This is a genomic window from Sandaracinus amylolyticus (assembly GCF_000737325.1).
Lineage (GTDB): Bacteria > Myxococcota_A > Polyangia > Polyangiales > Sandaracinaceae > Sandaracinus > Sandaracinus amylolyticus.
The window spans coordinates 8,422,471-8,446,946 of the sequence record NZ_CP011125.1 but is presented as its reverse complement, the minus strand read 5'-3'; the positions used below and the strand labels follow the sequence as shown (position 1 = coordinate 8,446,946).

The following is a 24,476-nucleotide window of genomic DNA, read 5'->3' as shown; positions in this document are numbered from 1 at the left end:
GACGTTTCAGGCGACGGCGTGGACCGCGTCCTCGCGACGCGCGCCGAGGCGGCGCAGCAGCCAGGTGTCGAGCGCGTGGCGACCCCCGCCCGCGATCACGATCGGGAGCGCGAGGCCGAGCGCGAGCAGGTGGTACTCGAAGCCCTCACCGCCCTGGCTCCCGAACCAGTTCATGAAGAAGCCGTGCGAGAGGTGCGCGGTGAGCGCGGCGCCGATCATCACCGCCGCGATGCCGAGCGCGCTCGCGCGGCTGAGCAGCCCGAGCACCAGGAAGAGCGCGCCGAACGACTCGATCAGGATCACCAGCGCCGCGATCGGCGTGGGGATCCCCATGTCGGTCAGGTGCACCATCGTCGGCGAGAAGCCGCCGCCTCCGAACCATCCGAGCAGCTTCTGCGCGCCGTGCGGGAGCATCACGGCGCCGAGCAGCACGCGCTGCGCGAAGAGAGTCGTGTCGTTCGTGTCGGTCTTGAGCAGTCGTTCCATCGTGACCTCCTCGGTACGGACCGAGTCATGGCCCTCGGGACGACGCCGGGTTAGACCGAGCGCGGCGCAATCTGTGTTCTCCCCAGGAGAACAATCGAGGAGGACCCGTGTCGTTCGATCTCGACCGTCTCGGCACGCTCGCGCTCTTCGCGCGCGTGGTGCAGCTCCGCTCGTTCACCGCCGCGGCGCAGCAGTCGGGCATCGCGAAGTCCGCGGTCAGCGCGCGCATCACCGAGCTCGAGCGACGGCTCGGCGTGCAGCTCCTGCGGCGCTCGACGCGCAAGCTCGCGCTCACCGACGAGGGCGTGCGCTTCTACGAGCACTGCGCGCGCGTGCTCGAGTCCGCCGAGGCCGCGGAGGCGGCGGTCGCCGCGGCCAGCGCGGATCTGCGCGGCACGCTGCGCGTGAGCGCGCCGATCGCGTTCGCGCAGATGCACCTCGCGGGCGTGCTCACGGACTTCCTCGCACGCCATCCCGAGCTCGACGTCGAGCTGAGCGCCGACGATCGCTTCGTCGACGTCGTCGAGGGCGGGTTCGACGTCGTCGTGCGCATCGGACGGCTCGAGCCGAGCGGGCTCGTCGCGCGTCGGCTCGCGTCGGATCGCCTCGTCGTGTGCGGCTCGCCGCCGTACCTCGAGCGCGTCGGACGGCCGAGCTCGCCCGCCGAGCTCGTGCACCACAACTGCCTGCACTACGCGCTGGTCTCGCAGCGCGGCGAGTGGCGCTTCCGCGGCGACGACGGGGGCGCGCTGACGATCCCGGTGCGCGGGAACCTCACGACGACGTCGGGCAGCGTGCTCCGCGAGGCCGCGCTCGCGGGCCTCGGGCTCGTGGTGCTGCCGTCGTTCATGGTCGCGCGCGACGTCGCCGAGGGACGGCTCGAGCTGGTGCTCGAAGGCCGTCGTCGCGCCGAGATCGGCGTGTTCGCGATCACCGCGGGACGACAGCTGCCGGCGCGCACGAGGGCGCTGGTCGATCACCTGGCGCGCGCGTTCGCGGAGCCGCCGTGGAGCGTCGAGCGCGGAGGCGCGCGAGCGCGCGCCGCCGGCAGCGCGCGGCCTCGCTCGCGCCGATCGAAGCAGAGCGATCCGGAGCCTGTGGACAGATCTCCCGGAAGGAGGCAAGAGCACGATCCGCCCGAGTGAGCCGTGCTGTGATGGACGAGCGTGCGAGAGAGATCGTCGACTTCTGGTTCGCGCCGGAGCAGGAGCGCCGGTGGTTCGACGGAGGACCGGAATTCGATCGCTTGGTGCAGTCGCGCTTCGGCGCGCTGGTCGACTCCGCGATCCGCGGTGAGCTCGACGCGTGGGCGCGCACACCGCGGGAGCGCCTCGCGCTCGTGATCCTGCTCGATCAGCTCGCGCGCAACGTGCATCGCGGCGACGCGCGCATGTACGCGGGGGATCGCAAGGCGCAGGCGCTCGCGCTCGACGCGTTCGATCGTGGGCTGGATCGCGAGCTCGCGTGGATCGAGCGCGTGTTCCTCTCGATGCCGCTGATGCACTCGGAGGACCTCGCGATGCACGAGCGGCTCGCCGCGATCCTCGCGGCGCTCGACGCCGAGTGCCCGAGCGATCAGCGCGCGATGCAGGCCGCGCACGCGGAGCAGGGCGCGAAGTACATCGAGGTGATCCGGCGCTTCGGGCGCTTCCCGCATCGCAACGCGATCCTCGGTCGCGTGTCGACGCCGGAGGAAGAGGCGCTGGTGCGCGAGTGGGCGGCGCAGGGCGCGCTGCCGATCGAGCCGAAGCGCGGCTAGCGCCGCGTCAGTCGATGGGCGCGCGCCACGACGGGGCGCGCCTCGGAGGGTGAATGGAAGACGAGCGCAACGAGCGCACGCCGACGCTGTGGAAGGGCGACGGCTGGACGGCGCGGGTCATCAAGAACGAAGACGACGACGGCTGGGCGGTGGCGATGACCTGCGACGGGCAGAGCGAGCCCGCGCTCGTCGGGCCGTGGACGATGGGGCGCGACAAGAAGAACCCGAAGCCGCTCGACGCGAACGCGTTCGCGACGCTGGTGAAGACGGCGAGCGAGGTGCTGATGCGCCACGAGCAGCAGCGGCGCGCGCTCCTGCATCGCAGCGTGCGCGCGGTCGCGCCCGACGGGCAGCTGCGCCGCGTCGATCTCGACGTCGTGCCGGACGAGGACGATCCCCACGCGTTCGTGACGGTGTTCGGCGACGCGGACGAGGTCCTGTCGAAGAAGCGCGTCGCCGCGTCGTTCAAGCTGACGGCCGAGAGCGCGCGCAAGTGGCTCGTGGAGATCGCGGACGAGGTGTGATCGCCGCGCCGCGGCCTCATGATCGGACGATGTCGAAGGCCTTCTTGCCCGAGGACACCGCGGTGGACGCGGGGCCGGTGTTGCCGCCGCGCCCCGCGACGCCGCTGCCGATCACGCCCGAGGGGCATCGCCGGCTCGTCGAGGAGCGCGCGGCCCTGACGCCGGGCGACGAGGCGACCAAGACGCGCGCGCTGGTGCTCGATCGCATCCTCGCGAGCGTCGACGTGGTGCCCCCTGCGCTGCTCGACGGAGGCGCGGGCTTCGGGTGCGCGATCGACGTGCGCGACGAGCGCGGCGCGCGCCGCACGTACGTGCTGGTGGGGCCGGACGAGGTCGATCCCGCGGCCGGGCGCATCACGGCGGAGTCGCCGATCGGGCGGCGCTTGCTCCGCGCGAAGGCGGGGGACGTGATCGAGAACGAGCGCGGCGGGAAGAGCGAGGAGCTCGAGGTGATCGCGGTGCGCGTCGGCGCGTGATCAGCGCTCGGAGAGCCGCTGCACCGTCATGCCGCGCCAGGAGGCGAGCTCGTCGGCGACGAGGCCGTGGGCGCGCGCCCGCTCCGCGATCCACGCGGGATCGAGACGCAGCTTGCGATATCCGCTCACCCGCATCGTGGTGCGCTCGCCCTCGTGCTCGTGCAGCACGTCCCACACGCGCTGGTAGGTCTCGTCGATCGGCTCGAGCACGCAGGTGAGCGTCCGACGGGCGTCGGCGCGCACCAGGACGAAGCGATCCTCGGGTCGCGCGAATTCGCGGCGCGGCCGGTACGAGAGCAGCGCGATCCCGCTCGGCGCGAGCGTCTGCGCGATCCCAGCGAGGAGCGCGTCGACCTCGTCCGGCGTGCCGAGGTGCGCGAGGGTGTCGCCGAGGCAGAGCACGACGTCGCACGGCTCGCGCCGTGCGCGCAGGAACGCGACGAGCTCGGCGCGCTCGGTCGCGATCGGCAGCGAGCCCGCGAGCGTCGCGAGCTCGTCGAGGAGCGCCTGCGACGTGTCGACCGCGATGACGCGGTGGCCGCGACGCGCCAAGGGGATCGCGGTCGCGCCGAACCCCGCGCCGAGATCGATCACGAGCGCGGGCGCGGCCGGCAGCGCGATCGCGGCGAGCCACGCGTCCGCCGCGGCGATCGCGGTCTCCGCGCCGCCGACGCTCCACGCGTAGATCGCGGCGAGGTGCTCCTCGTAGTGCTCTTCGACGTCGTTCATGGCGAGCATGATGTTCCAGGTCGGGAGGCGCGCGAGCCGTCGCATCGGCGTTATGCTCGTCGTCGCGTGCGTGCAGGGTGGTGGTCCGCGTGCGTCGTGCTGGCGCTCGGGTGTGGCCCGAGCGAGGCGGAGACACGCCTCTTCGTGGTCGTCGCGAGCGATCTCGGCGCGCCTCCGATCGCGCGGATCGTCGCGCGCACGCTCGACGCGGACGGGACGCCGCTCGACGAGGCGACGCTCCCGGTCGAGCCGGACGCCGGTGGCTTCGCGCTGCCGCTCTCCTTCGTCGTCGTCCCTGCGAGCCCCGACGCACCGGTGCGCGTCGAGATCGAAGGGCGCGACGCGCGCGGTGAGGCGATCGTCGTGCGTCGAGCGCGCACGACGGTGCCGCGCGGGACGACGCGCGTGGTGCACGTGCTGCTCGAGGGATGTTGCACCGGCAGCGGCTGCACCGGCGAGAGCACGTGCATCGGTGGGCAATGCCTGCCGGAGGACGTCGAGTCGCTGCCGCTCGACGACGACACGCGCGGGGGCGAGCTCGTGCTCGACGCGTCGTTCCCTTCGTGCTCGCAGCTCGACGGCGGCATGGACATGGACGCGTCGATGCCGAACGACGCCGCCCCGATCGACGCACCGACCCCGATCGATGCGCGCCCCACGTCGACGTGCCCGAGCGAGACGTGCGTCTGCGCGAGCACATGCCAGTGCGCCGCCGACGCGACCTGCGCGTGGACGGGCGAGCGCGGCACGCTCGAGTGCGGTCAGCGGTCGCGCTGCATCGCCGACGCGGGCGACTCGACCAGCGTGCGCTGCGATCGGACCACGCAGTGCGCGGTCACGCTCGGCGCCAGCAGCAGCGCGCATTGCGATCGCGCCACCTGCGACATCGACGTGGGCTCGAGCTCGAGCGTGACCTGCATCGATCGCGCGGCGTGCGACATCACGTGCCGCGACACCTGCAACGTCGACTGCCGCGGCGCGACCTCGTGTTGGCTGCGCTGCGAAGCGAGCGGCAGGTCGGAGATGGTCGACGGAACCGCGCAGTGTCCGTGACGACGCAGTGCCCGTGAGACGACGACGGGCGCGATCCCCGACGAGGATCGCGCCCGCTCGTGCGCCCGATCGGATCAGGCGCGCGTCGGGATGCGGCGGTACCGCGACTCGACGGCCTGGAACACGCCGTACGCGACGAGCCCGATCGCGACCACGATCAGCAGGATCGCGCCGTACGGCTGCTGGGCGATGTCGCGGAGCGCGCCGCCGACACCCTGGGCCTCGCCGGGGCGCGCGTTCAGGCCCGCCTCGACGATCCCCGCGCCGACGATCACGAACACCACGCCGCGCGCGAAGAGCCCGATGCGACCCGCGCGGATCGACCAGCGCCGCTCGGTCGGCGTCATCTGCGTGATCTTGAGGTGCCGCGTGAAGTCGATCGTCCACGCGCGGTAGATCTCGTAGAGCGCGAACAAGATCACCGCCGCGCCCGCGATCACGACCAGCACCGGGCCGGCGCTCCACGAGAGCACTTCGCTCACCCAGGACTGCGAGCCACCCTCTCGCGGCGTGCGTCCCTCGAACGCCATCTGCAGCGCCGCCACACCGAGCGCCGCGTGCAGGACGCCACTGACGCCCCACCCGATGCGCTTCGCGACGCCCTTCGCGCCGTCGAAGGCCGCGCGCTCGGGGTCCATGATCGCCTGCACGAGGCGCCACGCCGCGTACGCGAACAGGCCGATGCCGACGATGGTCAAGAGCACTTGACCGAACGGCTGCTCGCCGATGGTGCGCACCGCGGTCTCGGGACCGCCGATCTCTCCGGCGCCGCTGCCGGCGCCCGTCACCGCCAGGATCGCGAGGACCCCGATCAGCACGTAGACGACGCCTTTCGTGAGGTACCCCGCGCGCGCCATCGGCTCGACCCAGCCGCGCCGCGCGACGGCCCCGCGGGCGTCGGTATGCGTGATCGCCATTGAGCTCTCCTCCTGCTCCGATGGAGAGCACACCGCGTTCCGCTCGAGCGGCGACGGTGCATCCTGCTCGTTCGTACGTCGCGAAACGTCACGCACGGCGCGCCGTGCGTCGCATCGCGCCACGATCTCGCGATCGAGGAAATGCACGGGCGCGATGCACCGTCACCATCGGCATCGACACGCTGCTACAACACGGCCGGGGACTCTCGCGTATGCAGCGGACCGAAGAGCCTCGTTCCGGAGAAGAGGAACGTGTGACTCCTGCCGACGCGCAGGACGCGGATGGCGCACGATCGCGCGAGGCGCTCGCGCCGACGCTCGCGGCGCCCACGCCGACGCCGGCCTCGGTGTCGCGCCCGAGCATCGCGCCCGACGACACGCTCCCGCCCGGCGAGATCCTCGGCGCGCGGTATCGCATCGTCGAGCTCGTCGGGCGCGGAGGGCAGGGCGACGTCTATCGCGCGGACGACCTCGAGGTCGAAGGGCACGTCGTCGCGCTCAAGCTGATGCACCACGCGGCGCGCAGCGACGACGAGAAGGCGAGCGCGATGCGCGAGCTGCGCATGCTCGCGGCGGTGAGCCACCCGACGATCGTGCAGTTCAAGGACTCGGGCTGGTACGGCGCGCGGCTGTGGTTCGTGATGCCGTGGCTCGAGGGTCGCACGCTCGAGCAGGCGGGCCGCATCTCGCGCGCCGAGGCGCGTCGCGTGTTCGAGAGCGTCGCGGCGGGCGTCGCGGCGCTGCACGCGAAGGGGATGCGGCACCAGGACATCAAGCCGAGCAACATCTTCCTCGCGCGCGTCGACGGCTTCGAGGACGCGATGCCGGTGCTGCTCGATCTCGGCGTCGCGGCGCGCGGCGACGACGCGCCGATCGCGGGCTCGCCCGACTACTTCGCGCCCGAGGTCGCGGCGATGTGGCCGACCGGCGGCGACGCGGTGATCGGTCCCGAGGCGGACGTGTACGCGCTCGCGCTCGCGCTGCGCAACGCGCTCGATCCCGACTCCGCGCCGACGCTCGATGCGTTCTCGCGCGAGTCCCTCGATCAGCGCGCGAAGGAGCCGGTCGCGCCGCCTTCGGGGCGTGACCTCGCGTACCTGAAGCCGTGCTTCGAGCGCTGGCTCGCGATCGAGCCCGAGCGCCGTCCGACCGCCGCCGCGCTGCTGCGCGAGCTCGCGGTGCTCACCGCGCCCGAGGATCGCGCCGCGGAGCGCGCGCGCACGCTCCGTCGCATCGCGCCGTGGGCCGCGGGGCTCGTGCTGACGATCGGGTGGTTCGCGTGGTGGGGCCACGGCGAGCTGCTCGCGCACGAGAAGGCCGCGGCGCGCGCCGAGGAGGAAGAGCGCGAGGCCGAGCTGCGCGCGCATCGCGCGTCGGAAGAGGCGGAGCTCGCGCGCGACGCGGCGCGCGACGCGCTCGAGCGCGCTGCGTCGAGCGAGGAAGAGGCGGACGATCGCGAGCGCCAGGCGCGCGCGGCGATGGCGAGGGTGCGCGCGGCACAGCGCGCGCTGGATCGCGCGCAGGGCGATCGCGATCGGCTCGGCGACGCGATCGAGGAGATGCAGCGCGCGCTGAACGCCGCGGAAGCGGCGCGCGAGTCGGAGCGCCGCGCGCGAGAGACCGAGCGCGCGGAGTCGGAGCGTGCGCTGCGCGCGGCGCGCGAGGGCTTCGAGCGCGAGCGTCGCGAGCTGACCGATCAGCGCGATCGCGCGCTGGTCGCGATCACGGAGAGCGAGGTGCGCGGCCGCGAGCTCGAGCACCGCACCCAGCAAGCCGAAGCGCTCGCGAACCAGGCGCAGGCGCGCGCACAGCAGGCGGAAGCACGCGCCAACGAGCTCGACGCGCGCATCGCGGATCTCGAGGCGCGCCTGCGTCGCGCCGAGCGCGCGGCGGCGGGCGCCGGCGGCGGCGAGGCCCAGGAGGAAGCGATGCAGGCTCCCGGCGATCTCGGCGCCGAGCCGACGATCGAGCTCCCGCACTGAGCTTCCGCTCGACGCGTGGGTCGTCGGACCCGGTATCGACACCGCCGACCTCGTGCGAGAGACTGATCTCGGACTGTGGGTACGGGGGCTCACGACGCGAAGCGCGATCCCGCGCGAGACGATCCGTCGCGCGAGGAGCGGAGCGCGCGTCGTGCACGCCTGCTCGTGATCACCGGCGCCGCGCTCGCTGCGTTCGTCGCGGGCGAGGTCGCGCTCCTGCCTCACACGTTCGCGCTGCACGCGTTCGTCGACGTCTCGTGGACGCTCGCCGCGCTCTACACGACGTACCGCGCGGCGCGCACCGCGCGCAGCAAGCGGCGCGCGCACGAGGCGCGACCGTGGTGGTGGCTCGCCGCGGGCACCGGCGCGTGGTTCGCGGGCATGCTCGTGTGGGACTGGTACGAGCTCGTCCAGCGCGTCGTCACGCCGTTCCCCACGCTCGCCGAGGTCGGATTCCTCGCGACCCCGATCTGCTGGTCCGCGGCGCTCTTCTCGATGCGCGGCGCCGCGCCGAGCGAGCACTTCACGTGGAAGCAGCTCGGCGAGCTCGGCGTCGTGCTCGCGACGCTCACGATCACGAGCTCGCTCGTGCTCTACGCGCCCGCCGCGGACCACGAGGCGGGGCCGCTCTTCCTCGCGACCGCGCTCGCGTATCCGGTGTTGCACCTCGGCGCGCTGGGCTTCGGGCTGATCGGGCTCTCGCGCCAGCCGAGCGGCGCGCGCCGCCGCATCTACGCGCTCGTGCTCGCGGCGGTCGCGATGCTCTCGGGCGTCACCACGTTCTACGCGGTCTCGCTGCTGACGCGCAGCTACGAGACGGGCGACGCGCTCGACGTGTTCTGGCTCGGCGCGTTCGCGCTCGTGGTGTGGGCCGCCTCGGAGGACGAGTGGCGCACGCTCGGCGAGGAGCGCGTCGACGAGCGCGTGCGCGCCGAGGATCTCGTGGTCGTGCCGATCGCCGTGCTCACGATCGCGCTCGCGATCGGGATCTTCCGCGATCGATGGAGGCCCGAGCTCGCGCCGGTCTACCTGATCGGCGGCGTGTGCTTCGCGATCGCGATCGCGATGCGCGAGTGGGGCGCGCACCGCATCGAGCGCGCGCTGCGCGACGACGCGCGCGCCGAAGCGGACCGCCACCGGCGCCTCGTCGACAGCGCGCCGCTCGGCATCGGGCGGGTCGACGCGACGGGGCGCGTGTTGGAGTCGAACGCGCGCTTCGACGCGCTGCTCGGCGAGCGCAGCCGCTTGCTCGGCAGCAGCGACTGGGAGGGCATCGGGATCGCGCCGCTGGTGCGCCGCGCGCTCGAGACGCGATCGCGCGTGGTGACCGATGCGCCGCTCGCGCTCGGCGGTGCATCGCTGCGCGTCTCGGTGTCGCCCGACCACGACGGAGACCGCGGCGCGCTCGTGCTCATCGAAGACGTGACCGAGTCCCAGCGCCTGCAGAGCGAGCTGCTCCAGTCGCAGAAGATGCAGGCCGTCGGCACGCTCGCGGGCGGGATCGCGCACGACTTCAACAACCTGCTCTCGGGCATGATCGCGAGCGTCACGCTGCTCAAGCGCCGCGCGACGGGCAACGACGCGTCGCTGCTCGAGCACATGGAGCAGTCGATGTGGCGCGGCGCCGAGCTCACGCAGCGCTTGCTCGCGCTCTCGCGGCGTCGCGACCCGGTGCGCTCGCTCGTCGACGTGGGCGCGGTGATCGAACGCGTGGTCGCGCTGCTCTCGCGCAGCGTCGACGAGACGATCGCGGTGCGCGTGCAGCTGCCCTCGTCGCGCGTGACGTTCCACGGCGACGGCGGACAGCTCGAGCAGGCGCTGCTCAACCTCGGCATCAACGCGCGCGACGCGATGCGGCCGCGTGGTGGCGATCTCGTCTATACGCTGGGCGTCGAGCAGAGCGGCGACAGCCGCGTCGCGGCGATCCGCGTGACCGACGGCGGGAGCGGCATCCCGGTCGAGCTGCGCGAGCGCATCTTCGAGCCCTTCTTCACGACGAAGGACCCCGGCGAGGGCACGGGCCTCGGGCTCGCGATGGTGTACGCGTTCGTGCAGGACCACGCGGGCAGCGTCGAGCTCGACTCGGAGGTCGGGCGCGGCACGACCTTCACGCTCCGTCTGCCGGCGACCGAGGGCGGCGTGATCGCGCCCGAGCCCGAGCGTGCGCGTGAGCTCCCGCGCGGTCGCGAGACGATCCTCGCGGTCGACGATCGCGAGGCGGCGCTCTTCGCCCTCGACACGATCCTCGGCGAGCTCGGCTACACGGTCGCGACCGCGGCGAACGGCGTCGAGGCGCTCGCGGAGATCGAGCGCCGTCGCGGCCTGATCGACGTCGTGATCACCGACGCGATGATGCGCCGCATGGGCGGCCGCGACCTGCTCACCGCGATGCGCCGTCGCGGCATCGACATCGAGGTGATCCTCGCGACGGGGCACGACGCCGAGGCGCACCGCGGCCTCGAGGGGTTCGCGGCGGTGCTGCGCAAGCCGTTCGATCCCGAGGAGACCGCACGCGTCGTGCGCGAGGTGCTCGACGGCCGGCGGCGCGGAGAGCGCGTCCCGGTGCGCAGCGAGCACGAGGTGACGAAGACGGAGATCGACGCAGCCGACGACCAGGCGGGCACGGGCTGAGGCGCGCGGCGGCGCGGGCGACGGACCCACCACCCCGCGCCTCCCACGGCGGCCTCACCGCTCCACGAAGTCCAGCTCTTTCCCGTACGTCTCTTCGATCGCTCTCAGCGACATCATCGACACGACGATCACCACCACGCCGACGATCAGCGCCGCCGTGGCCTCGCCGACTCCCTCGCCGCCGAGCGCGTCGCGCAGCCCGAGGTACACGAACGACACCGGCACCACCGAGCCGCGCACGAAGTTCGGCGCGGTCGTCGCCGCCGTCGCGCGCAGGTTCGTCCCGAACTGCTCCGCGGCGACCGTCACGAACACCGCCCAGTAGCCGTTCGCGATCCCGAGCACGAAGCAGCCGACGTAGAACGCGTCGGTCGAGCGCGAGCCGAACGTGAAGTAGTACGCGAGCGCGACGACGTTCAGCCCGCAGAACGCGAGCAGCGCGCGCTTGCGGCTGCGCATCACCTGGCTCGCGAACCCGCTCGCGAAGTCGCCCAGCGCGAGCCCGAGGTAACACCAGAAGAGGCCCCACGCGGGGTCGGGCAGGCGCTCCATGCCCATCGCGCGACCGATCGAGTCGCCGAACATCACGAGGATCGCGATCGCGTACCAGATCGGCACGCCGACCAGCACGATCCCGACGTAGCGCCGCGCGCGATCGCGGCTCGTGAAGAGCGCGAGGAAGTTGCCGCGCGACACGTCGCTCTTCGCCTTGATGCGCGCGAACATGCCCGACTCGAACACGCCGACCCGCAGCGCGAGCAGCGCGAGCCCGAGCACGCCGCCGATCCAGTACGCGACGTACCACGTCGCGATCTTCGACACGCCGACCGCCAGCAGCGCGCCGCAGATCCCGATGCCCGCGATGAGCGTCGTCGCCCAGCCGCGCGTCTTCGCGGGCAGCAGCTCGGTCACCAGCGTCACGCCCGCGCCGAGCTCGCCCGCGAGGCCGATGCCCGCGACGAAGCGCAGGATCGCGTAGGTCGTCACGTCGGTCACGAACCCGTTCGCGATGTTCGCGACCGAGTACATCAGGATCGATCCGAAGAGCACCGAGAGGCGACCGCGCTTGTCGCCGATCACGCCCCACACCACGCCGCCGAGCAGCATCCCGGCCATCTGCACGTCGAGCAGCAGGTGCCCGACGTTCGCGAGCTGGTCCTCGGTGACGCCGATCGCCTGGAGGCTCGGCCGGCGCACCACGCCGAAGAGGATCAGATCGTAGATGTCGACGAGGTAACCGAGCGCGGCGACGACCACCGCGAGCTTCGCGCTGCGCGACATCGTCTGATCGTCGAGCGTGCCCGGGACCGTGATGGGAGCGGACATGAGACAGCGAACGTCTCAAAGCGTCGCCGCGAACGCAACGCTCGTCGCGGTGGGGACCGGCGTCCCCGCGGCCCGGAACGCGAGGCCTCGGCGCGACTGCTGCCTCGAGTGAGCATTGTCCAGATCGCGTACGGCGTGGCCGCTCCGGATAGCCGAGATCGTGCCGGATGGTCGCGGTCGTGCGGACCCGAAAACCCAGTGGCGACGCGCACCTACACCTCATTCGGAGCGGCACGACGGGTGCAAAAGCACACGCCGGAAAGCGGCTCGCTCGGGACGCGCGACCCGCTCGCCAGGAGGCGTCATGGACCGTTCCTTCTCTCGCGCGCTGCGCGGGCTCGCCCTCGTCTGCTCTCTGCTCTTCGCCACGACCGCGTGCGAGCAGCCAGCCGCGCACGACGAGGAGTCCGCCGACGACTACCCCGAGCTCGCGTTCGGGCACGACGAGATCATGGAGACGTGGTCGCTCGAGGGCGATCACTACGTCTCGCCGCAGCTCGAGGCGCCGCTCGGCGCGACGCGCGTCGGCGTAATGCTCTCGACGATCGACGTCGCGGCCGAGATGCCCGAGCTCGAGGCGCGCGGCGAGGGCGAGTGGGTCGCGATCCAGAACACGTGGAGCGAAGAGGGCGTGCACGTCGGCACCGCCGATCTCCCGGGCGGCGCGACCGCGGTGCAGGTGCGCATCGAGGCCGCGCTCGTCGACGCGATCGCGAGCATCGCGTTCAACGCGGTGGTCCCCGTCGACGCGAACGTCGCGCCCGACGACGAGCTCGGCCCCGAGGACGAGGCGCCCGCGCTCACCGGCGAGGAGCCCGCGGTCGGTCTCACGACCGAGGATCTGCGCAGCGATCTCGCGAGCATCGGCGTCCGCTCGCGCGCGCAGTGGGGCGCGCGTCGTGGTCGCTGCAGCGGTCGCGACGGTCGTCGTTATCGCTTCGCGATCCACCACACCGTCTCGCCGCAGACCGGCAACGTCGCGGCGATGGTGCGCGGCTTCCAGCGCTACCACATGGACAGCAACGGCTGGTGCGACATCGGGTACCACTTCCTGATCGGCGGCGACGGCACGATCTACGAGGGGCGCCCGCTCGAGCAGCTCGGCGCGCACGTCGGCGGTCACAACAGCGGCAACATCGGCATCGCGTTCGTCGGCTGCTTCGACGGCGTGTGCCCGCGCAGCTACGGCTCGCGCACCCCGAGCGACGCGGCGGTGCGCGCCGCGGGCCGTCTCATCCACAAGCTCTCGCGCATCTACGGCATCTCGGTCTCCTCGCGGAACGTGCTCGGTCATCGCCAGCACAGCGGGCAGAGCACGTCGTGCCCGGGCTCGCAGCTGCTCGCGCGGCTCGACACGATCCGCTCGCTCGCGCGCTCGGGCGGTGGTGGCTCGTCCGGCGGCGACACGCGTCCGCCTCCGCTCGCGACGCCGTCGACGGTCGCGGTGCGCTGGTCGCGCGGCTCGGATCGCACGTACACGTTCACCTCGAGCGCGCCCGCCGCGGTCGTGCGCGTCGACTACTACGTCGACGGCTGGCGCATCGGCACCGTGCGTCGCAGCGCGAGCAGCGATCTGCGGATCCGCTATCGCTTCAGCAGCGAGACCCGCAACCGCCGCTTCGAGGCGCGCGGCTACAACTCGAGCGGCGCGATCGTCGCGCGCGCCTACGGCCTGATCGAGCCGGTGCCGGCGACGGCGGTCGCGATCCGGCAGACCGGCCACGCGACGTACGAGTTCAGCGTCGAGCGCGCGCCGAGCGGCGTGCGCAGCATCGAGGTCCGCGTCGACGACGGCTACCTCCTGCGCGACAGCGTGAGCGGCGACACCCGCAGCACGCGCCTCGCGGTGCGCTACCAGTTCCTCGGCCTGCGCACCCGGCCCTTCGAGATCCGCATGCTCGACGGCAGCGGCCGCGTGGTGAGGACCGAGCGCCGCACGTTCACGCTTCGTTGAGCGACATCGCGAAGGGATCGCTCGCGCGCGCCATTCATGGCAGGGCACGCCGCCGTGGATGGCGCACGCGCGCTCGTGATGGAGACCATGAGGACATCGATCATCTCAGTGCTCGTGATCGCGCTGGTCGCGTGTGGCGGCGACGACGACCCGCCCGGCGAAGGCGGAGGCTGCGAGACGTCGGAGCAGTGCGCGGACGGACTGCTCTGTGTGCTCGGCGCGTGTCGCGAGGAGTGCACGGGGTACGGTGACTGTCCGATCGGCTCCGCGTGCCTCGAGGGCGACGACGGCGCGCGCGGCTGCCGGCTCCCCGAGGAGAACGAGTGCACCGAGGGCGCGTGCCCCGACGACACGGCGTGCACGAACGGAGCGTGCGTCGCGTCGTGCACGAGCTCGGCGACGTGTGGTGGGACCGAGTGCGTCGCGGGCACGTGCGAGGACCCCGCGGTCTCGCGCATCTACTGCGAGGATCTCGCGTACTGCGGCTCGGGCGTCTGCGACTTCGACGTGTGCGACGACGATCTCGCGATCGCGCCCAGCGCGATCACCACGTGCGCGCTGCGCGTCTCGGGCGACGTCGACTGCGCCGGCAGCGACGCCGACGGGATGCTCGGCGACGGACCGACCGAGCCCGAAGAGGGCGGCCTGCGCGGGCTCCTGCTGCCGATCGTGCTCGACGAGCCGGCGATGATGCTGGGCGTCGGCGCGCAGCACGCGTGCGTCGTGATGGACACGAGCGAGGTGCGCTGCTGGGGCCGCGGCGACCGCGGGCAGACGGCGATAGCGGGCAGCGTCGACGCGCCGATGATCGCGATCGCGGCGCCGACCGAGGACGCGTCGGTGATCGACGAGATCGCCGTGGGCGCGCACCACGCGTGCGTGCGTCGCGCGTCGGGCGCGATCGAGTGCTGGGGGAGCGACGACGCGGGACAGCTCGGCGACGCGACCGATCACGCGGCGTGCGAGGCGGGGGCGCCGTGCAGCGCGACGCCGGTCGTCGTCGCGGGCCTCGAGGACGTCGTCGATCTCGACGCGGGCGATCACGCGACGTGCGCGCTGCGCGCCGACGGACGCGTGTCGTGCTGGGGCCGCGCCGAGCTGCTCGGCGACGCGCCCGAGGGGACGACGAGCTGCACGATCGACGGCACTGCGACGACGTGCCGCACCACGCCGCTCGAGGTCCCGGGCATCGAGGGCGCGGAGTCGATCGCCGTCGGCGGATCGCACGCGTGCGCGATCGTCACCGACGGCGTGGTGACGTGCTGGGGCGCGAACGACGCGGGCCAGGCAGGCGGGACCGTCGCGCTGCCGTTCGCGGCGTTCGCGATCGACGTCGGACGCGCTCACTCGTGCGCGCTGCTCTCGGACGATCGCGTGTGGTGCTGGGGCGCGACGCCGGTCGCGCAGGGCGCGCCGAGCCCCGTCGAGGCCATGCCCGCGTCGTTCTCCGTCGCGAGCGGTCGCGATCACGCGTGCGCCCGGACCTACGACGGCGAGACGTGGTGCTGGGGCCGCAACGTCGAGGCGCAGCTCGCGCGCGAGACGTCGAGCGAGACCGGCGAGCCCGGTCGCGCGCGCAGGAGCCCGGCCGGCGGCGCGTGATCGACGAGCGCGCGGTTGACGTCGCCGCGCGCTCGGGCGACACACAGCGTCATCGTGAGCGGGGACACGAAGGACGCCGCCGAGGGCGCGCCGGGCAACGCGCGCATGATCACCGGCGCGTTCCTCGCGCCGCTCTCGTTCGTCGCGCTCTGGCTCGCGCCACTGCCGCTCGAGCCCGCCGCGCATCGACTCGTCGCGCTGTTCGCCGCGGTGCTGATCGCGTGGGTCACCGAGGTCGTCTCGGTCGCGGTGACCGCGCTCATGATCGGCCCCGCGCTCGTCGCGCTGCAGATCACCGACGCCGGCACCGCGTTCCGCTACTACGCCGATCCGCTGCTCTTCCTGTTCGTCGGCGGGTTCATGCTCGCCGAGGCGATGCAGCGACACGGGCTCGATCGCCGCTTCGCGAACGCGGTGGTCGCGCTGCCCTTCGTGCGCGGATCGGCGTGGCGCACCCAGGCCGCGCTCGTCGCCGCGGCGGTGATCGTCTCGATGTGGATCAGCAACACCGCGACCTGCGCGATGATGCTGCCGATCCTGCTCGGCCTGCCCGGCCTCGAGCGACCCGAGAGCCGCCGCGAGAAGGATCCCGCGACCGGCCCGCTGCTCGCGCTCGCGTACGTGTGCTCGACCGCGGGGCTCGGCACGCTGATCGGCACGCCTCCGAACCTGATCACCACGCGCCTGCTCGAGAACGCCGGCGTGCGCATCGGCTTCCTCGAGTGGATGGCGCTCGGCGTGCCCGCGGCGCTCGTGCTCTCCTTCGTCGCGGCCGCGATCACGCTGCGTCGCGGCGGGGCATCGAGCGCACCGGTCTCGGTGCAGCCGATGGCGCGCGCGTGGACGCGCGGTGAGAAGGTCACCGCGCTCGCGTTCGTGCTCGCGGTGATCGGCTGGACCGCGCCGGCGATCGCCGAGGTCGCGGGCGCGTCGTTCGCCGAGGCGATGAACGACGCGATGCACCCCGGCGCGGTCGCGGTGCTCGCGTGCCTGCCGCTCTTCCTGGTGCCCGATCCCGCGAAGAAGAACGACGAGGGCGAGGTCCCGCCGGTGCTGCCGTGGAGCGTCGCGGTGCGCATCGACTGGGGCGTGATCCTCCTCTTCGGCGGCGGCATCTCGCTCGGCACGCAGCTCGAGCGCACCGGGCTCGCCGCGTCGATCGGTCGATGGGTCGTCGAGGCGACGGGCGCGACCGACGTGTGGACGCTCAGCGCGATCGCGTGCTTCGCGACGGTGGTGCTCAGCGAGGTCGCGTCGAACACCGCGGCCGCGAACATCCTCGTGCCGCTCGTGATCGCGATCGCGCAGCAGCTCGGTGTCTCGCCGATCCCCCCGGCGCTCGCGGTCGGCGTCGGCGCGAGCGTCGGGTTCATGCTGCCGATCGCGACGGGCCCGAACGCGATGGTCTACGCGACGGGCCGCGTCCCCCAGACGTCGATGATGCGCGCCGGGTTGTTCCTCGACGTCGCCTGCCTGGTGCTCGTGCTCGTGCTGTTGCGCCTGATCTGCCCGCTGATGGGATGGGTGTAGACGCGACGGCGAGAGGCGCGGCCGTGGCGCAGCGTCGTGCGGGTCGCGCGCAACGTCGTGCGGGTCGGGCGCAGCGTCGTGCGGGTCGCGCGCAGCGTCGTGCGGGTCGCGCGCAGCGTCGTGCGGGTCGCGCGCAGCGTCGTGCGGGTCGCGCGCGACGTCTTGCGGGTCGCGCGCGACGTCGTGCGGGTCGCGCGCGACGTCGTGCGGGTCGCGCGCAGCGTCGTGCGGGTCGCGCGCAGCTTCGTGCGGGTCGCGCGCAACGTCTTGCGGGTCGCGCGCAACGTCTTGCGGGTCGCGCGCAACGTCGTGCGGGTCAGGGCCGGCATCGCGAGCGTGGGGTTGCTCCGCTGCTGCACCTGATAGCGAACGTACGGCAGCGTGTAGCCCGCGTAGTTCGCGTCGTCGGCGAACATCTCGCACTGGCTGCGCTCCGCGGAGCGTCGACGCTGCGGGATGACCGAGCCGCGGATGCGCTCGTCGCTCCGGAACACGCCGCAGTCGGCGGGCCCGAGATCGCTGCAGAGACCGGAGCGCCACGAGCAAGCGCTCGCACGCTGCCCAGATCACCTCGACGTCGAGCTTCGCGCGCGCGTCTCGCGATCCAGATCGCGCCACTGCTGGCTACGACGGAACGACGACGCCCGGGCTCTCGAACGAGCGCCCGGGCGTGCGTGCGGTGGCTCCGCTGGGGAGTGCTCGCTGGCGGAGGGCCCGCACGAGAGCGTGCGGAGCGCGCGGACGGGAGGGCCCTCCGCCGGCGAGCCGATTTCGGACTGCTCAGCTCTTCGCGCCGGTCGCCTTGGCGGCGGCCTGCTTCTCGCGCCACTTCGCGAGCTTCCTGCGACGACGAGCCTTCTGCTTCTTACGGGTGGGGGAGTCCTGCGGTGCCGACATGGTGCCGATCGATATCACTTTTTGCTGCCGAGTCACTCCTCGTCGGCGCGCAGCTTCGCGAGCACCGAGAAGTCCTCGAGCGTCGTCATGTCGCCCTTCACCTCGTTGCCCGACGCGAGCTCCTTGAGCAGACGACGCATGATCTTGCCGCTGCGCGTCTTCGGCAGGCCATCGGTGAAGCGGATCTCGTCGGGTCGCGCGAACTTGCCGATCTCCTGCGCGACGTGCTCGAGCAGCGCGGCCTTGAGCGCCTTCGTCGGCGCCTCGCCCTGCTTGAGCGTGACGAACGCGACGAGCCCCTGTCCCTTGAGCTCGTCGGGACGCCCGACGACCGCGGCCTCCGCGACGCTCTTGTGCGCGACGAGCGCGCTCTCGACCTCCGCGGTGCCGAGGCGATGCCCCGCGACGTTCACCACGTCGTCGACGCGCCCCATCACCCAGAAGAACCCGTCCTCGTCCTTCCGCGCGCCGTCGCCCGTGAAGTACTTCCCCTCGAAGCGCGACCAGTACGTGTCCTTGAAGCGCTGATCGTCGCCGTAGACCGTGCGCATCATCGAGGGCCACGGCTTCTCGATCACGAGCAGACCGCCCTCGTTCGGGCCCGCCTCGGTGCCGTCCTCGCGCAGCACCTTCGGCACCACGCCGAAGAACGGCACGGTGCACGAGCCGGGCTTCGTCGAGATCGCGCCGGGCAGCGGCGTCATCATCATCGCGCCGGTCTCGGTCTGCCACCACGTGTCGACGATCGGGCAGCGCTCGTTCCCGATCACGCGGCGGTACCACATCCACGCCTCGGGGTTGATCGGCTCTCCCACGGTGCCGAGCAGGCGCAGCGACGAGAGGTCGTGCTTCATCGGGTACTGGTCGCCCCACTTCACGAACGCGCGGATCGCGGTCGGCGCCGTGTAGAGGATCGTCACCCCGTGCCGCTCGATGATCGACCAGAAGCGCCCGGGATCCGGGTGGTTCGGCGCGCCCTCGTACATCAGGCACGTCGCGCCGTTCGCGAGCGGACCGTACGCGATGTAGCTGTGGCCCGTGACCCAGCCGACGTCGGCCGTGCACCAGTAAGTGTCGTCTTCGCGCAAGTCGAACACGAACTTGCTCGTGGTCGCCGCGCCGACCATGTAGCCGCCGGTCGTGTGCAGCACGCCCTTCGGCTTCCCCGTCGTGCCCGACGTGTAGAGGATGAAGAGCGGGTGCTCCGCCGGGAGCTCGGCGGCGCGATGCTGCGCGCTCACCGTCTCGACCATCTCGTGCCACCAGAGATCGCGGCCGCGATCCATCGCGACCTCGTTGCCGGTGCGCTTGAGCACGATCGTGTGCTTCACGCCGGGCGTCTCGCGCATCGCGCGATCGACGTTCTCCTTGAGCGGCACGAGGTTGCCGCGACGCCACGCGCCGTCCTGCGTGACGATCAGCTTCGCCTTCGCGTCGTTCACGCGATCGCGCACCGCCTCCGCCGCGAAGCCGCCGAAGATCACGGTGTGGATCGCGCCGATGCGCGCGCACGCGAGCATCGCGATCGCGGCCTCGGGCACCATGCCCATGTAGATCGCGACGCAGTCGCCCTGCTTCACGCCGAGCTTGCCGAGCACGTTCGCGAAGCGGCAGACCTCGCGGTGCAGCTGCTGATAGGTCAGCACGCGCACGTCGCCCGGCTCGCCCTCGAAGATGATCGCCGCCTTGTTGCGGTGCGATCCCACGAGGTGCCGATCGAGGCAGTTGTAGGCGAGGTTCGTGGTGCCGTCGGCGAACCACTTCGCGTGCGGCGGGTTCGACCAGTCGAGGCCCTGCGTCGGCTTCTTGAACCAGTGGAAGTCCTCGGTCGCGATCTCCAGCCAGAACGCGTCGGGATCGTCGACGCTGCGGCGATAGAGCTCCTCGTATCCCTCGCGCGACGAGACGCGCGCCTGCCTCGCGAACTCGTCCTGCGGCGCGAAGATGCGCGACTCGCGCGAGACGCTCTGGATCGAAGCCTGACTCATCCCCTGGCCTCCATTCGAATGCGGATCGAGGAGTCTTCCACGGGACGAGAGAGGCTGGGAACCCCGCGCGCTGCTCGTCGGAACCGAGCTCGCGCGCGTGGTGTCGGAGCCTCCGACCAGGAGGAGGATCCCATGCTCGAAGCGTTCCGGCTCGGTGGTTGGGGCATGTTCCCCACGCTCGTCTTCGGCCTGCTCGCGGTGGCCGCGTCGCTCCGCTACGCGGTGCGTCCCGACACGCGGTTCGTCCCGCTGCTCGTCTCGAGCTCGCTGCTCACGCTCGCGGCGGGGTCGCTCGGGTTCGTCACCGGGCTCATCGCGTCCTCGAACTACATCGCGAGCGCTCCCGATCATCGCGTGTGGCTGATCGGGCTCGGGGAGTCGCTCAACAACGTCGCGCTCGCGCTGATCCTCGTGGGCGCGGGGCTGGTCGCGACGACGATCGGCGCGCTGCGCGCGGTGAACGCGCCGCGCTCGGCTTGAGCGCTATGCTCGCGAGCCCGTGATCGATCTGCACGCGCTGCGCGAGAAGTATCGCGAGATGAAGAGACTCCGCGAGCAGCACGACGCGGGCTCGCCGGTCGATCCGCGCCCGGCGATGCGCGCCCTCGCGTCGCGCTTCCCGGGCGCGCTGCGCGAGATCGACGAGCTCCCGATGGACGAGATCGACGCGCGCATCGCGTCGCTCGATCGCGCGCTCGCGGGCGGCGAGGTCGAGCCGTGGATGCGCGCGCTCGCGCGCTATCACGCGTGGATGCGCCTCGCGCTGCGGGTGCGTCTCGCGTGCGCGACCGAGCGCAGCGAGGCGCGGGCGCGCGCGTGGCTCGAGGTCGCGACCCGTCAGCACGAGGACGACGTCGATCCGCGCGCGCTCGACGACGAGACGCTGCGCGCGATCCTGCGCCCTCCCGGTGGGCGGCTGCATCGTGTCGTGCTCGCGCGCGTCGGAGAGGAGCTCGGCGTCGAGCCGCACGTGATCGACGCGCACCTGAAAGGACCGCGGCGACGCTGAGCGCGCTCACCACGTCTCGACGTGCGGCCTCACGTCGAGCTCGAACGTCCACGCCGAGCGCGGCTGGCGATGCAGCGTCCACATCGCCTCCGCGACGTCGTCGGGCGCGAGGAACGCCTCCTGCGGCAGGTCGCCCCGCATCGCGCGCGTGCGCGGCAGATCGACCATGCCGTCGACGATCACGACCGCGACGTGCACGCCGCTCGGCCAGAGCGTCCGCGCCATCGACTGCGCGAGGCTGCGCTGCGCTGCCTTCGCCTGGGCGAACGCCGCGAAGCGCGCGCCACCGCGGAGCGATGCGGTCGCGCCCGTGACGAGGACCGTGCCGCGGCCGCGCGCCTTCATCGCGCCGATCACTTCGCGCGACGCGTGGAAGAGCCCGAGCGTGTTCACCTTCCACGCTTGCTCGAGCTGCTCCGCGCTCACGTCCTCGAAAGTGCCGAACACGCCCGACCCCGCGTTGTAGAGGAGCACCTCGGGCTCGCCCAGCTCGCTGCGGATGCGCGCGAACGCGCTCGCGATGCTCGCTCCGTCCGACGCGTCGCACGCGAACGCGCGCGACTCCGGCAGCTCGCCCTCGAGCGCTCGCGTGTGCTCGAGGCTGCGCGCCAGCAGCGCCACCGCGTATCCCTCGCGCGCGAAGCGCCGCGCGAGCGACGCGCCGATCCCCGGTCCCACGCCGATCACCACGCACACCGGTCTCTTGGTCATGGGAGGAGCGTAGAGCCGGCGAGCGTGCGATCGGGAGTCCGCGGCTCGTTGCGCGTCGCGCGCGCCCATCGCAAGGACGAGCGATGCGCTCCCTCGATCTCGACGCGGCGTTCGCGTCCTTCCCGGTGCTGGAGACAGAACGCCTCGTGCTGCGCGCGGCGACCGACGACGACGCGCCCGACCTCTTCCGCATCCTCTCCGATCCCCAGGTCATGCGGTACTTCGGCCGAGCGCCGGCGACGGTGGTCGAGCAAGCGCGCGAGCGCCTCACGATGACGGACGACGCGTTCCGCGCGCGCGAGGGCATCCGCTGGGTGCTCTCCTTGCGCGGCGATCCGCGGATGATCGGGAGCTGCAGCATCTGGCGCATCGACCGCAAGCACCTGCGCGGCGAGGTCGGCTACGAGCTCGCGCCCGAGCAGTGGGGCCGCGGCCTGATGCCCGAGGCGCTACGCGCGATCGTGCGCTTCGGGTTCGACGTGCTGCGCCTGCACGGCATCGAGGGCCGCATCGATCCCGACAACCGCGGCTCGGCGCGCGTGCTCGAGAAGGTCGGCTTCGCGCAGGAGGCATACTTCCGCGAGAGCTACTACGACGAGCAGTACGACCGCTTCACCGACGAAGCGGTCTACTGCGCGCTCTCGACGACCTGGAAGCGCTGAGCGCGCCGCGGTCAGAGCCCGATGTCGACGCGCCTTCCCGCTTCCGCGAGCGAGCGCTGTCCGGCTTCGAGCACGCGCACCACCGCGTGACCGCTGCGGCCGCTCGCGAGCGGCGGGACGCGCGTGCGCACCGCCTCGAGGAACGCCTCGGTCTCGCGCCCCAGCGGCTCCGCCATCTTGAGCGCGGGCACCACGATGTCGCCGGTGCGGATGCGAACGCCCTGCTCGTACGTCAGCGCGGCCGGCGGCGGCTCCACGCCCTTGTCGAACAGCGTGAGCTTCATGTCCGGCGATGCGTCGTCGAACACCGCCATCTTCTTGGTGCCGACCACGGTGAGCCGGCGCGTCTTGTGGGGATCGAGCCAGCTCACGTGCACGTGCGCGAGCTTCCCGCCGCGATAGCGCACCGTCGCGAACACCACGTCCTCGATTCCGCGCTCCTTCTGCAGGAACACACCGCCGCTCGCGCTGACGCTCTCCGGCTCCGCACCGAGCAGGTACGCCGCGACGCTCAGGTCGTGCGGCGCGAGCGACCACCACGCGTTCTCGTCGCGACGCACCACGCCGAGGTTCGTGCGCTGCGACGTGACGTAGAGGACCTCGCCGAGCTCGCCGCTGTCGACGATCTGCTTCAGGCGCTCGACCGCCGGATGGTAGAGCAGCAGGTGCCCGACCATCAGGATGCGCTGGCCACGCTCCGCGAGGTCGCAGAGCTCCGCGCTCGTCGACGCGCCGAGCGTGAGCGGCTTCTCGACGAGCACGTCGCGGCCGCGCTCGAGCGCCTTCTTCGCGAGGTCGTGGTGCGTCGGCGCGTCGGTCGCGATCACGATCGCGCGCACGCCCTCGTCGGCGAGCACGTCGTCGATCGACGTCGTGGTCTTCACGTCGGGCCACGCGCGCGTGACCGGGGCGAGCGCGGCCTCGCTGCGATCGCAGACCCAGCGCAACGACGCGCCGCGCTGCGACGCGAAGTTGCGCACGTGGTTCTTGCCCCAGCCGCCCGCGCCGACGACCGCGACGCCAATCGTTTCGCTCACGCGCGCTCCAATACCACGGCGAGGCCCTGGCCGACGCCGATGCACAGCGTCGCGAGGCCGTAGCGCGCACCGCGCTTCTTCATCTCGTGCGCGAGCGTCACGACGATGCGCGCGCCGCTGCACCCGATCGGATGTCCGAGCGCGATCGCGCCGCCGTTCACGTTCACCTTCGCGGGGTCGAAGCCGAGCTCGCGGATGCACGCGAGCGACTGCGCGGCGAACGCCTCGTTGAGCTCGACGAGATCGATCTGATCCGCGCGCAGGCCCGCCTTGGCGAGCACCTTCCGCGTCGCGGGGATCGGGCCGATGCCCATCACGTTCGGGTGCACGCCCGCGACCGCGCTCGCGACGACGCGCGCGAGCGGCTTCGCGCCGTTCGCCTTCGCCCACTTGCTCGACGCGAGCAGCACCGCGGCCGCGCCGTCGTTGAGCGGCGACGAGTTGCCCGCGGTGACGCTGCCGTCCTTCTTGAAGACCGGCTTGAGCTTCGCGAGCGCCTCGACGCTCGAGTCGGGACGCACGCCCTCGTCGCGATCGACGATCGTGTCCGGCGCGCCCTTCTTGCCCGACGGGATCGACACCGGCGCGATCTCGTCGGCGAACCGATTCGCCTCCCACGCGCGCGCCGCCTTGCGGTGCGACTCGACCGCGAACGCGTCCTGGTCCTGGCGCGAGATCTCGTGCTCGGCCGCGACGTTCTCCGCGGTCTCGCCCATCGAGATCAGCGGGAAGCGCTCCGCCATCTTCGGGTTCTGGAAGCGCCACCCGAGCGACGTGTCGTAGACGGTCGGCGGCGTGCGCGGGAACGCCTCGTCGGCCTTCGCCATCGCGTACGGCGCGCGCGTCATCGACTCGACACCGCCCGCGAGGATCACGTCGGCGTCGCCGACCTTCAGCGCGCGCGCGGCCTGGATGACCGCCTCGAGCCCCGAGCCGCAGAGACGATTGACGGTCACGCCGGTGACCTCGTCGGGCAGCCCGGCGAGCAGCGACGCCATGCGCGCGACGTTGCGGTTGTCCTCGCCCGCCTGGTTCGTCGCGCCGAAGATCACCTCTTCGAGGCCGCGCTTCGCGACGTCGTTGCGCGCGAGCAGCTGCGTGATCACGTGCGCGGCGAGATCGTCGGGCCGCACGGACGCGAGCGCCCCGCGGTGCTTTCCGATCGGCGTGCGCAGCCCATCGAGGATCAGTGCGTCTTCCATC

The 24,476-nt window shown here is 72.3% G+C and carries 21 protein-coding genes; 13 read left to right on the top strand and 8 right to left on the bottom strand.

Annotated elements, in window-relative coordinates; translation table 11 throughout:
- Positions 1–6: 6 nt before the first annotated feature.
- Positions 7–486, bottom strand: a complete 480-nt coding sequence (locus DB32_RS35650; protein WP_053237121.1) for a DoxX family protein — start codon at positions 484–486, stop codon at positions 7–9.
- A 107-nt stretch (positions 487–593) separates the two neighbouring features.
- Here DB32_RS35650 and DB32_RS35645 point away from each other — a divergent pair, with 107 nt between their 5' ends.
- Genes DB32_RS35645 through DB32_RS35630 form a run of 4 tightly spaced genes read left to right on the top strand, consistent with a single transcriptional unit; the run spans position 594 to position 3,245 of the window.
- Positions 594–1,631: a LysR family transcriptional regulator gene (locus tag DB32_RS35645; RefSeq protein ID WP_075097706.1), complete on the top strand. Its 1,038-nt coding sequence runs from the start codon at positions 594–596 to the stop codon at positions 1,629–1,631.
- A gap of 11 nt (positions 1,632–1,642) precedes the next feature.
- Entirely contained in the window at positions 1,643–2,245 is a 603-nt protein-coding gene (locus DB32_RS35640) for a DUF924 family protein (protein WP_053237120.1), read from the top strand.
- A gap of 53 nt (positions 2,246–2,298) precedes the next feature.
- Positions 2,299–2,769, top strand: coding sequence for a hypothetical protein (locus DB32_RS35635; protein ID WP_053237119.1), 471 nt, complete (start codon positions 2,299–2,301; stop codon positions 2,767–2,769).
- 29 nt (positions 2,770–2,798) lie between these two features.
- Positions 2,799–3,245 (top strand): GreA/GreB family elongation factor, encoded by a 447-nt coding sequence (locus tag DB32_RS35630; RefSeq protein ID WP_053237118.1) that lies wholly within the window; start codon positions 2,799–2,801, stop codon positions 3,243–3,245.
- Here the strand turns inward: DB32_RS35630 and DB32_RS48765 are convergent, their stop codons facing one another.
- A complete protein-coding gene (locus tag DB32_RS48765) occupies positions 3,246–4,019 on the bottom strand; it encodes a class I SAM-dependent methyltransferase (RefSeq protein ID WP_053237117.1) in 774 nt (257 codons plus the stop codon).
- Positions 4,020–4,040: 21 nt separating this feature from the next.
- On the opposite strand from DB32_RS48765, the gene DB32_RS48760 reads away from it, so the two are divergent.
- Positions 4,041–5,027, top strand: coding sequence for a hypothetical protein (locus DB32_RS48760; protein ID WP_053237116.1), 987 nt, complete (start codon positions 4,041–4,043; stop codon positions 5,025–5,027).
- A gap of 74 nt (positions 5,028–5,101) precedes the next feature.
- Here DB32_RS48760 and DB32_RS35615 read toward each other — a convergent pair whose 3' ends face one another.
- Positions 5,102–6,091, bottom strand: coding sequence for a DUF1206 domain-containing protein (locus DB32_RS35615; protein ID WP_169791668.1), 990 nt, complete (start codon positions 6,089–6,091; stop codon positions 5,102–5,104).
- Positions 6,092–6,198: 107 nt separating this feature from the next.
- On the opposite strand from DB32_RS35615, the gene DB32_RS35610 reads away from it, so the two are divergent.
- Positions 6,199–7,926 carry a serine/threonine protein kinase gene (locus tag DB32_RS35610; RefSeq protein ID WP_053237115.1) on the top strand — a complete coding sequence of 576 codons (1,728 nt, stop codon included), beginning with the start codon at positions 6,199–6,201 and terminating at the stop codon, positions 7,924–7,926.
- A 75-nt stretch (positions 7,927–8,001) separates the two neighbouring features.
- Positions 8,002–10,557 carry a hybrid sensor histidine kinase/response regulator gene (locus DB32_RS35605; protein WP_053237114.1) on the top strand — a complete coding sequence of 852 codons (2,556 nt, stop codon included), beginning with the start codon at positions 8,002–8,004 and terminating at the stop codon, positions 10,555–10,557.
- A gap of 54 nt (positions 10,558–10,611) precedes the next feature.
- On the opposite strand, the gene DB32_RS35600 is transcribed toward DB32_RS35605, so the two are convergent.
- Positions 10,612–11,883: an MFS transporter gene (locus DB32_RS35600; protein ID WP_240481291.1), complete on the bottom strand. Its 1,272-nt coding sequence runs from the start codon at positions 11,881–11,883 to the stop codon at positions 10,612–10,614.
- Positions 11,884–12,187: 304 nt separating this feature from the next.
- Between DB32_RS35600 and DB32_RS35595 the strand changes: the two genes are divergently transcribed.
- The 3 genes from DB32_RS35595 (at position 12,188) to DB32_RS35585 (ending at position 16,969) form a co-directional block, all read left to right on the top strand.
- Positions 12,188–13,837, top strand: coding sequence for a peptidoglycan recognition protein family protein (locus tag DB32_RS35595; RefSeq protein ID WP_053237113.1), 1,650 nt, complete (start codon positions 12,188–12,190; stop codon positions 13,835–13,837).
- A gap of 87 nt (positions 13,838–13,924) precedes the next feature.
- Entirely contained in the window at positions 13,925–15,439 is a 1,515-nt protein-coding gene (locus DB32_RS35590) for an RCC1 domain-containing protein (RefSeq protein WP_169791667.1), read from the top strand.
- A gap of 54 nt (positions 15,440–15,493) precedes the next feature.
- A complete protein-coding gene (locus tag DB32_RS35585) occupies positions 15,494–16,969 on the top strand; it encodes an SLC13 family permease (protein ID WP_053237111.1) in 1,476 nt (491 codons plus the stop codon).
- A 929-nt stretch (positions 16,970–17,898) separates the two neighbouring features.
- Here DB32_RS35585 and acs read toward each other — a convergent pair.
- Positions 17,899–19,854, bottom strand: coding sequence for an acetate--CoA ligase (gene acs, locus DB32_RS35575; RefSeq protein WP_053237109.1), 1,956 nt, complete (start codon positions 19,852–19,854; stop codon positions 17,899–17,901).
- Between the two features lie 132 nt (positions 19,855–19,986).
- On the opposite strand from acs, the gene DB32_RS35570 reads away from it, so the two are divergent.
- Together DB32_RS35570 and DB32_RS35565 are read left to right on the top strand one after the other, a co-directional pair.
- Entirely contained in the window at positions 19,987–20,334 is a 348-nt protein-coding gene (locus DB32_RS35570; RefSeq protein ID WP_053237108.1) for a hypothetical protein, read from the top strand.
- Between the two features lie 19 nt (positions 20,335–20,353).
- Positions 20,354–20,863 carry a hypothetical protein gene (locus DB32_RS35565; protein WP_053237107.1) on the top strand — a complete coding sequence of 170 codons (510 nt, stop codon included), beginning with the start codon at positions 20,354–20,356 and terminating at the stop codon, positions 20,861–20,863.
- Between the two features lie 6 nt (positions 20,864–20,869).
- Here the strand turns inward: DB32_RS35565 and DB32_RS35560 are convergent, their stop codons facing one another.
- A complete protein-coding gene (locus DB32_RS35560; RefSeq protein ID WP_053237106.1) occupies positions 20,870–21,574 on the bottom strand; it encodes an SDR family NAD(P)-dependent oxidoreductase in 705 nt (234 codons plus the stop codon).
- A gap of 83 nt (positions 21,575–21,657) precedes the next feature.
- Between DB32_RS35560 and DB32_RS35555 the strand changes: the two genes are divergently transcribed.
- Positions 21,658–22,236, top strand: coding sequence for a GNAT family N-acetyltransferase (locus tag DB32_RS35555; RefSeq protein WP_053237105.1), 579 nt, complete (start codon positions 21,658–21,660; stop codon positions 22,234–22,236).
- 11 nt (positions 22,237–22,247) lie between these two features.
- Here DB32_RS35555 and DB32_RS35550 read toward each other — a convergent pair whose 3' ends face one another.
- The gene (locus tag DB32_RS35550) at positions 22,248–23,273 is read right to left on the bottom strand and encodes a Gfo/Idh/MocA family protein (RefSeq protein ID WP_053237104.1); all 1,026 of its coding nucleotides are present in this window, start codon (positions 23,271–23,273) and stop codon (positions 22,248–22,250) included.
- On the bottom strand, positions 23,270–24,475 hold the full coding sequence (locus tag DB32_RS35545; protein WP_053239067.1) for a thiolase family protein: 1,206 nt from the start codon (positions 24,473–24,475) through the stop codon (positions 23,270–23,272). Before DB32_RS35545 ends, DB32_RS35550 begins: the two co-directional genes overlap by 4 nt.
- Position 24,476 lies beyond the last annotated feature (1 nt).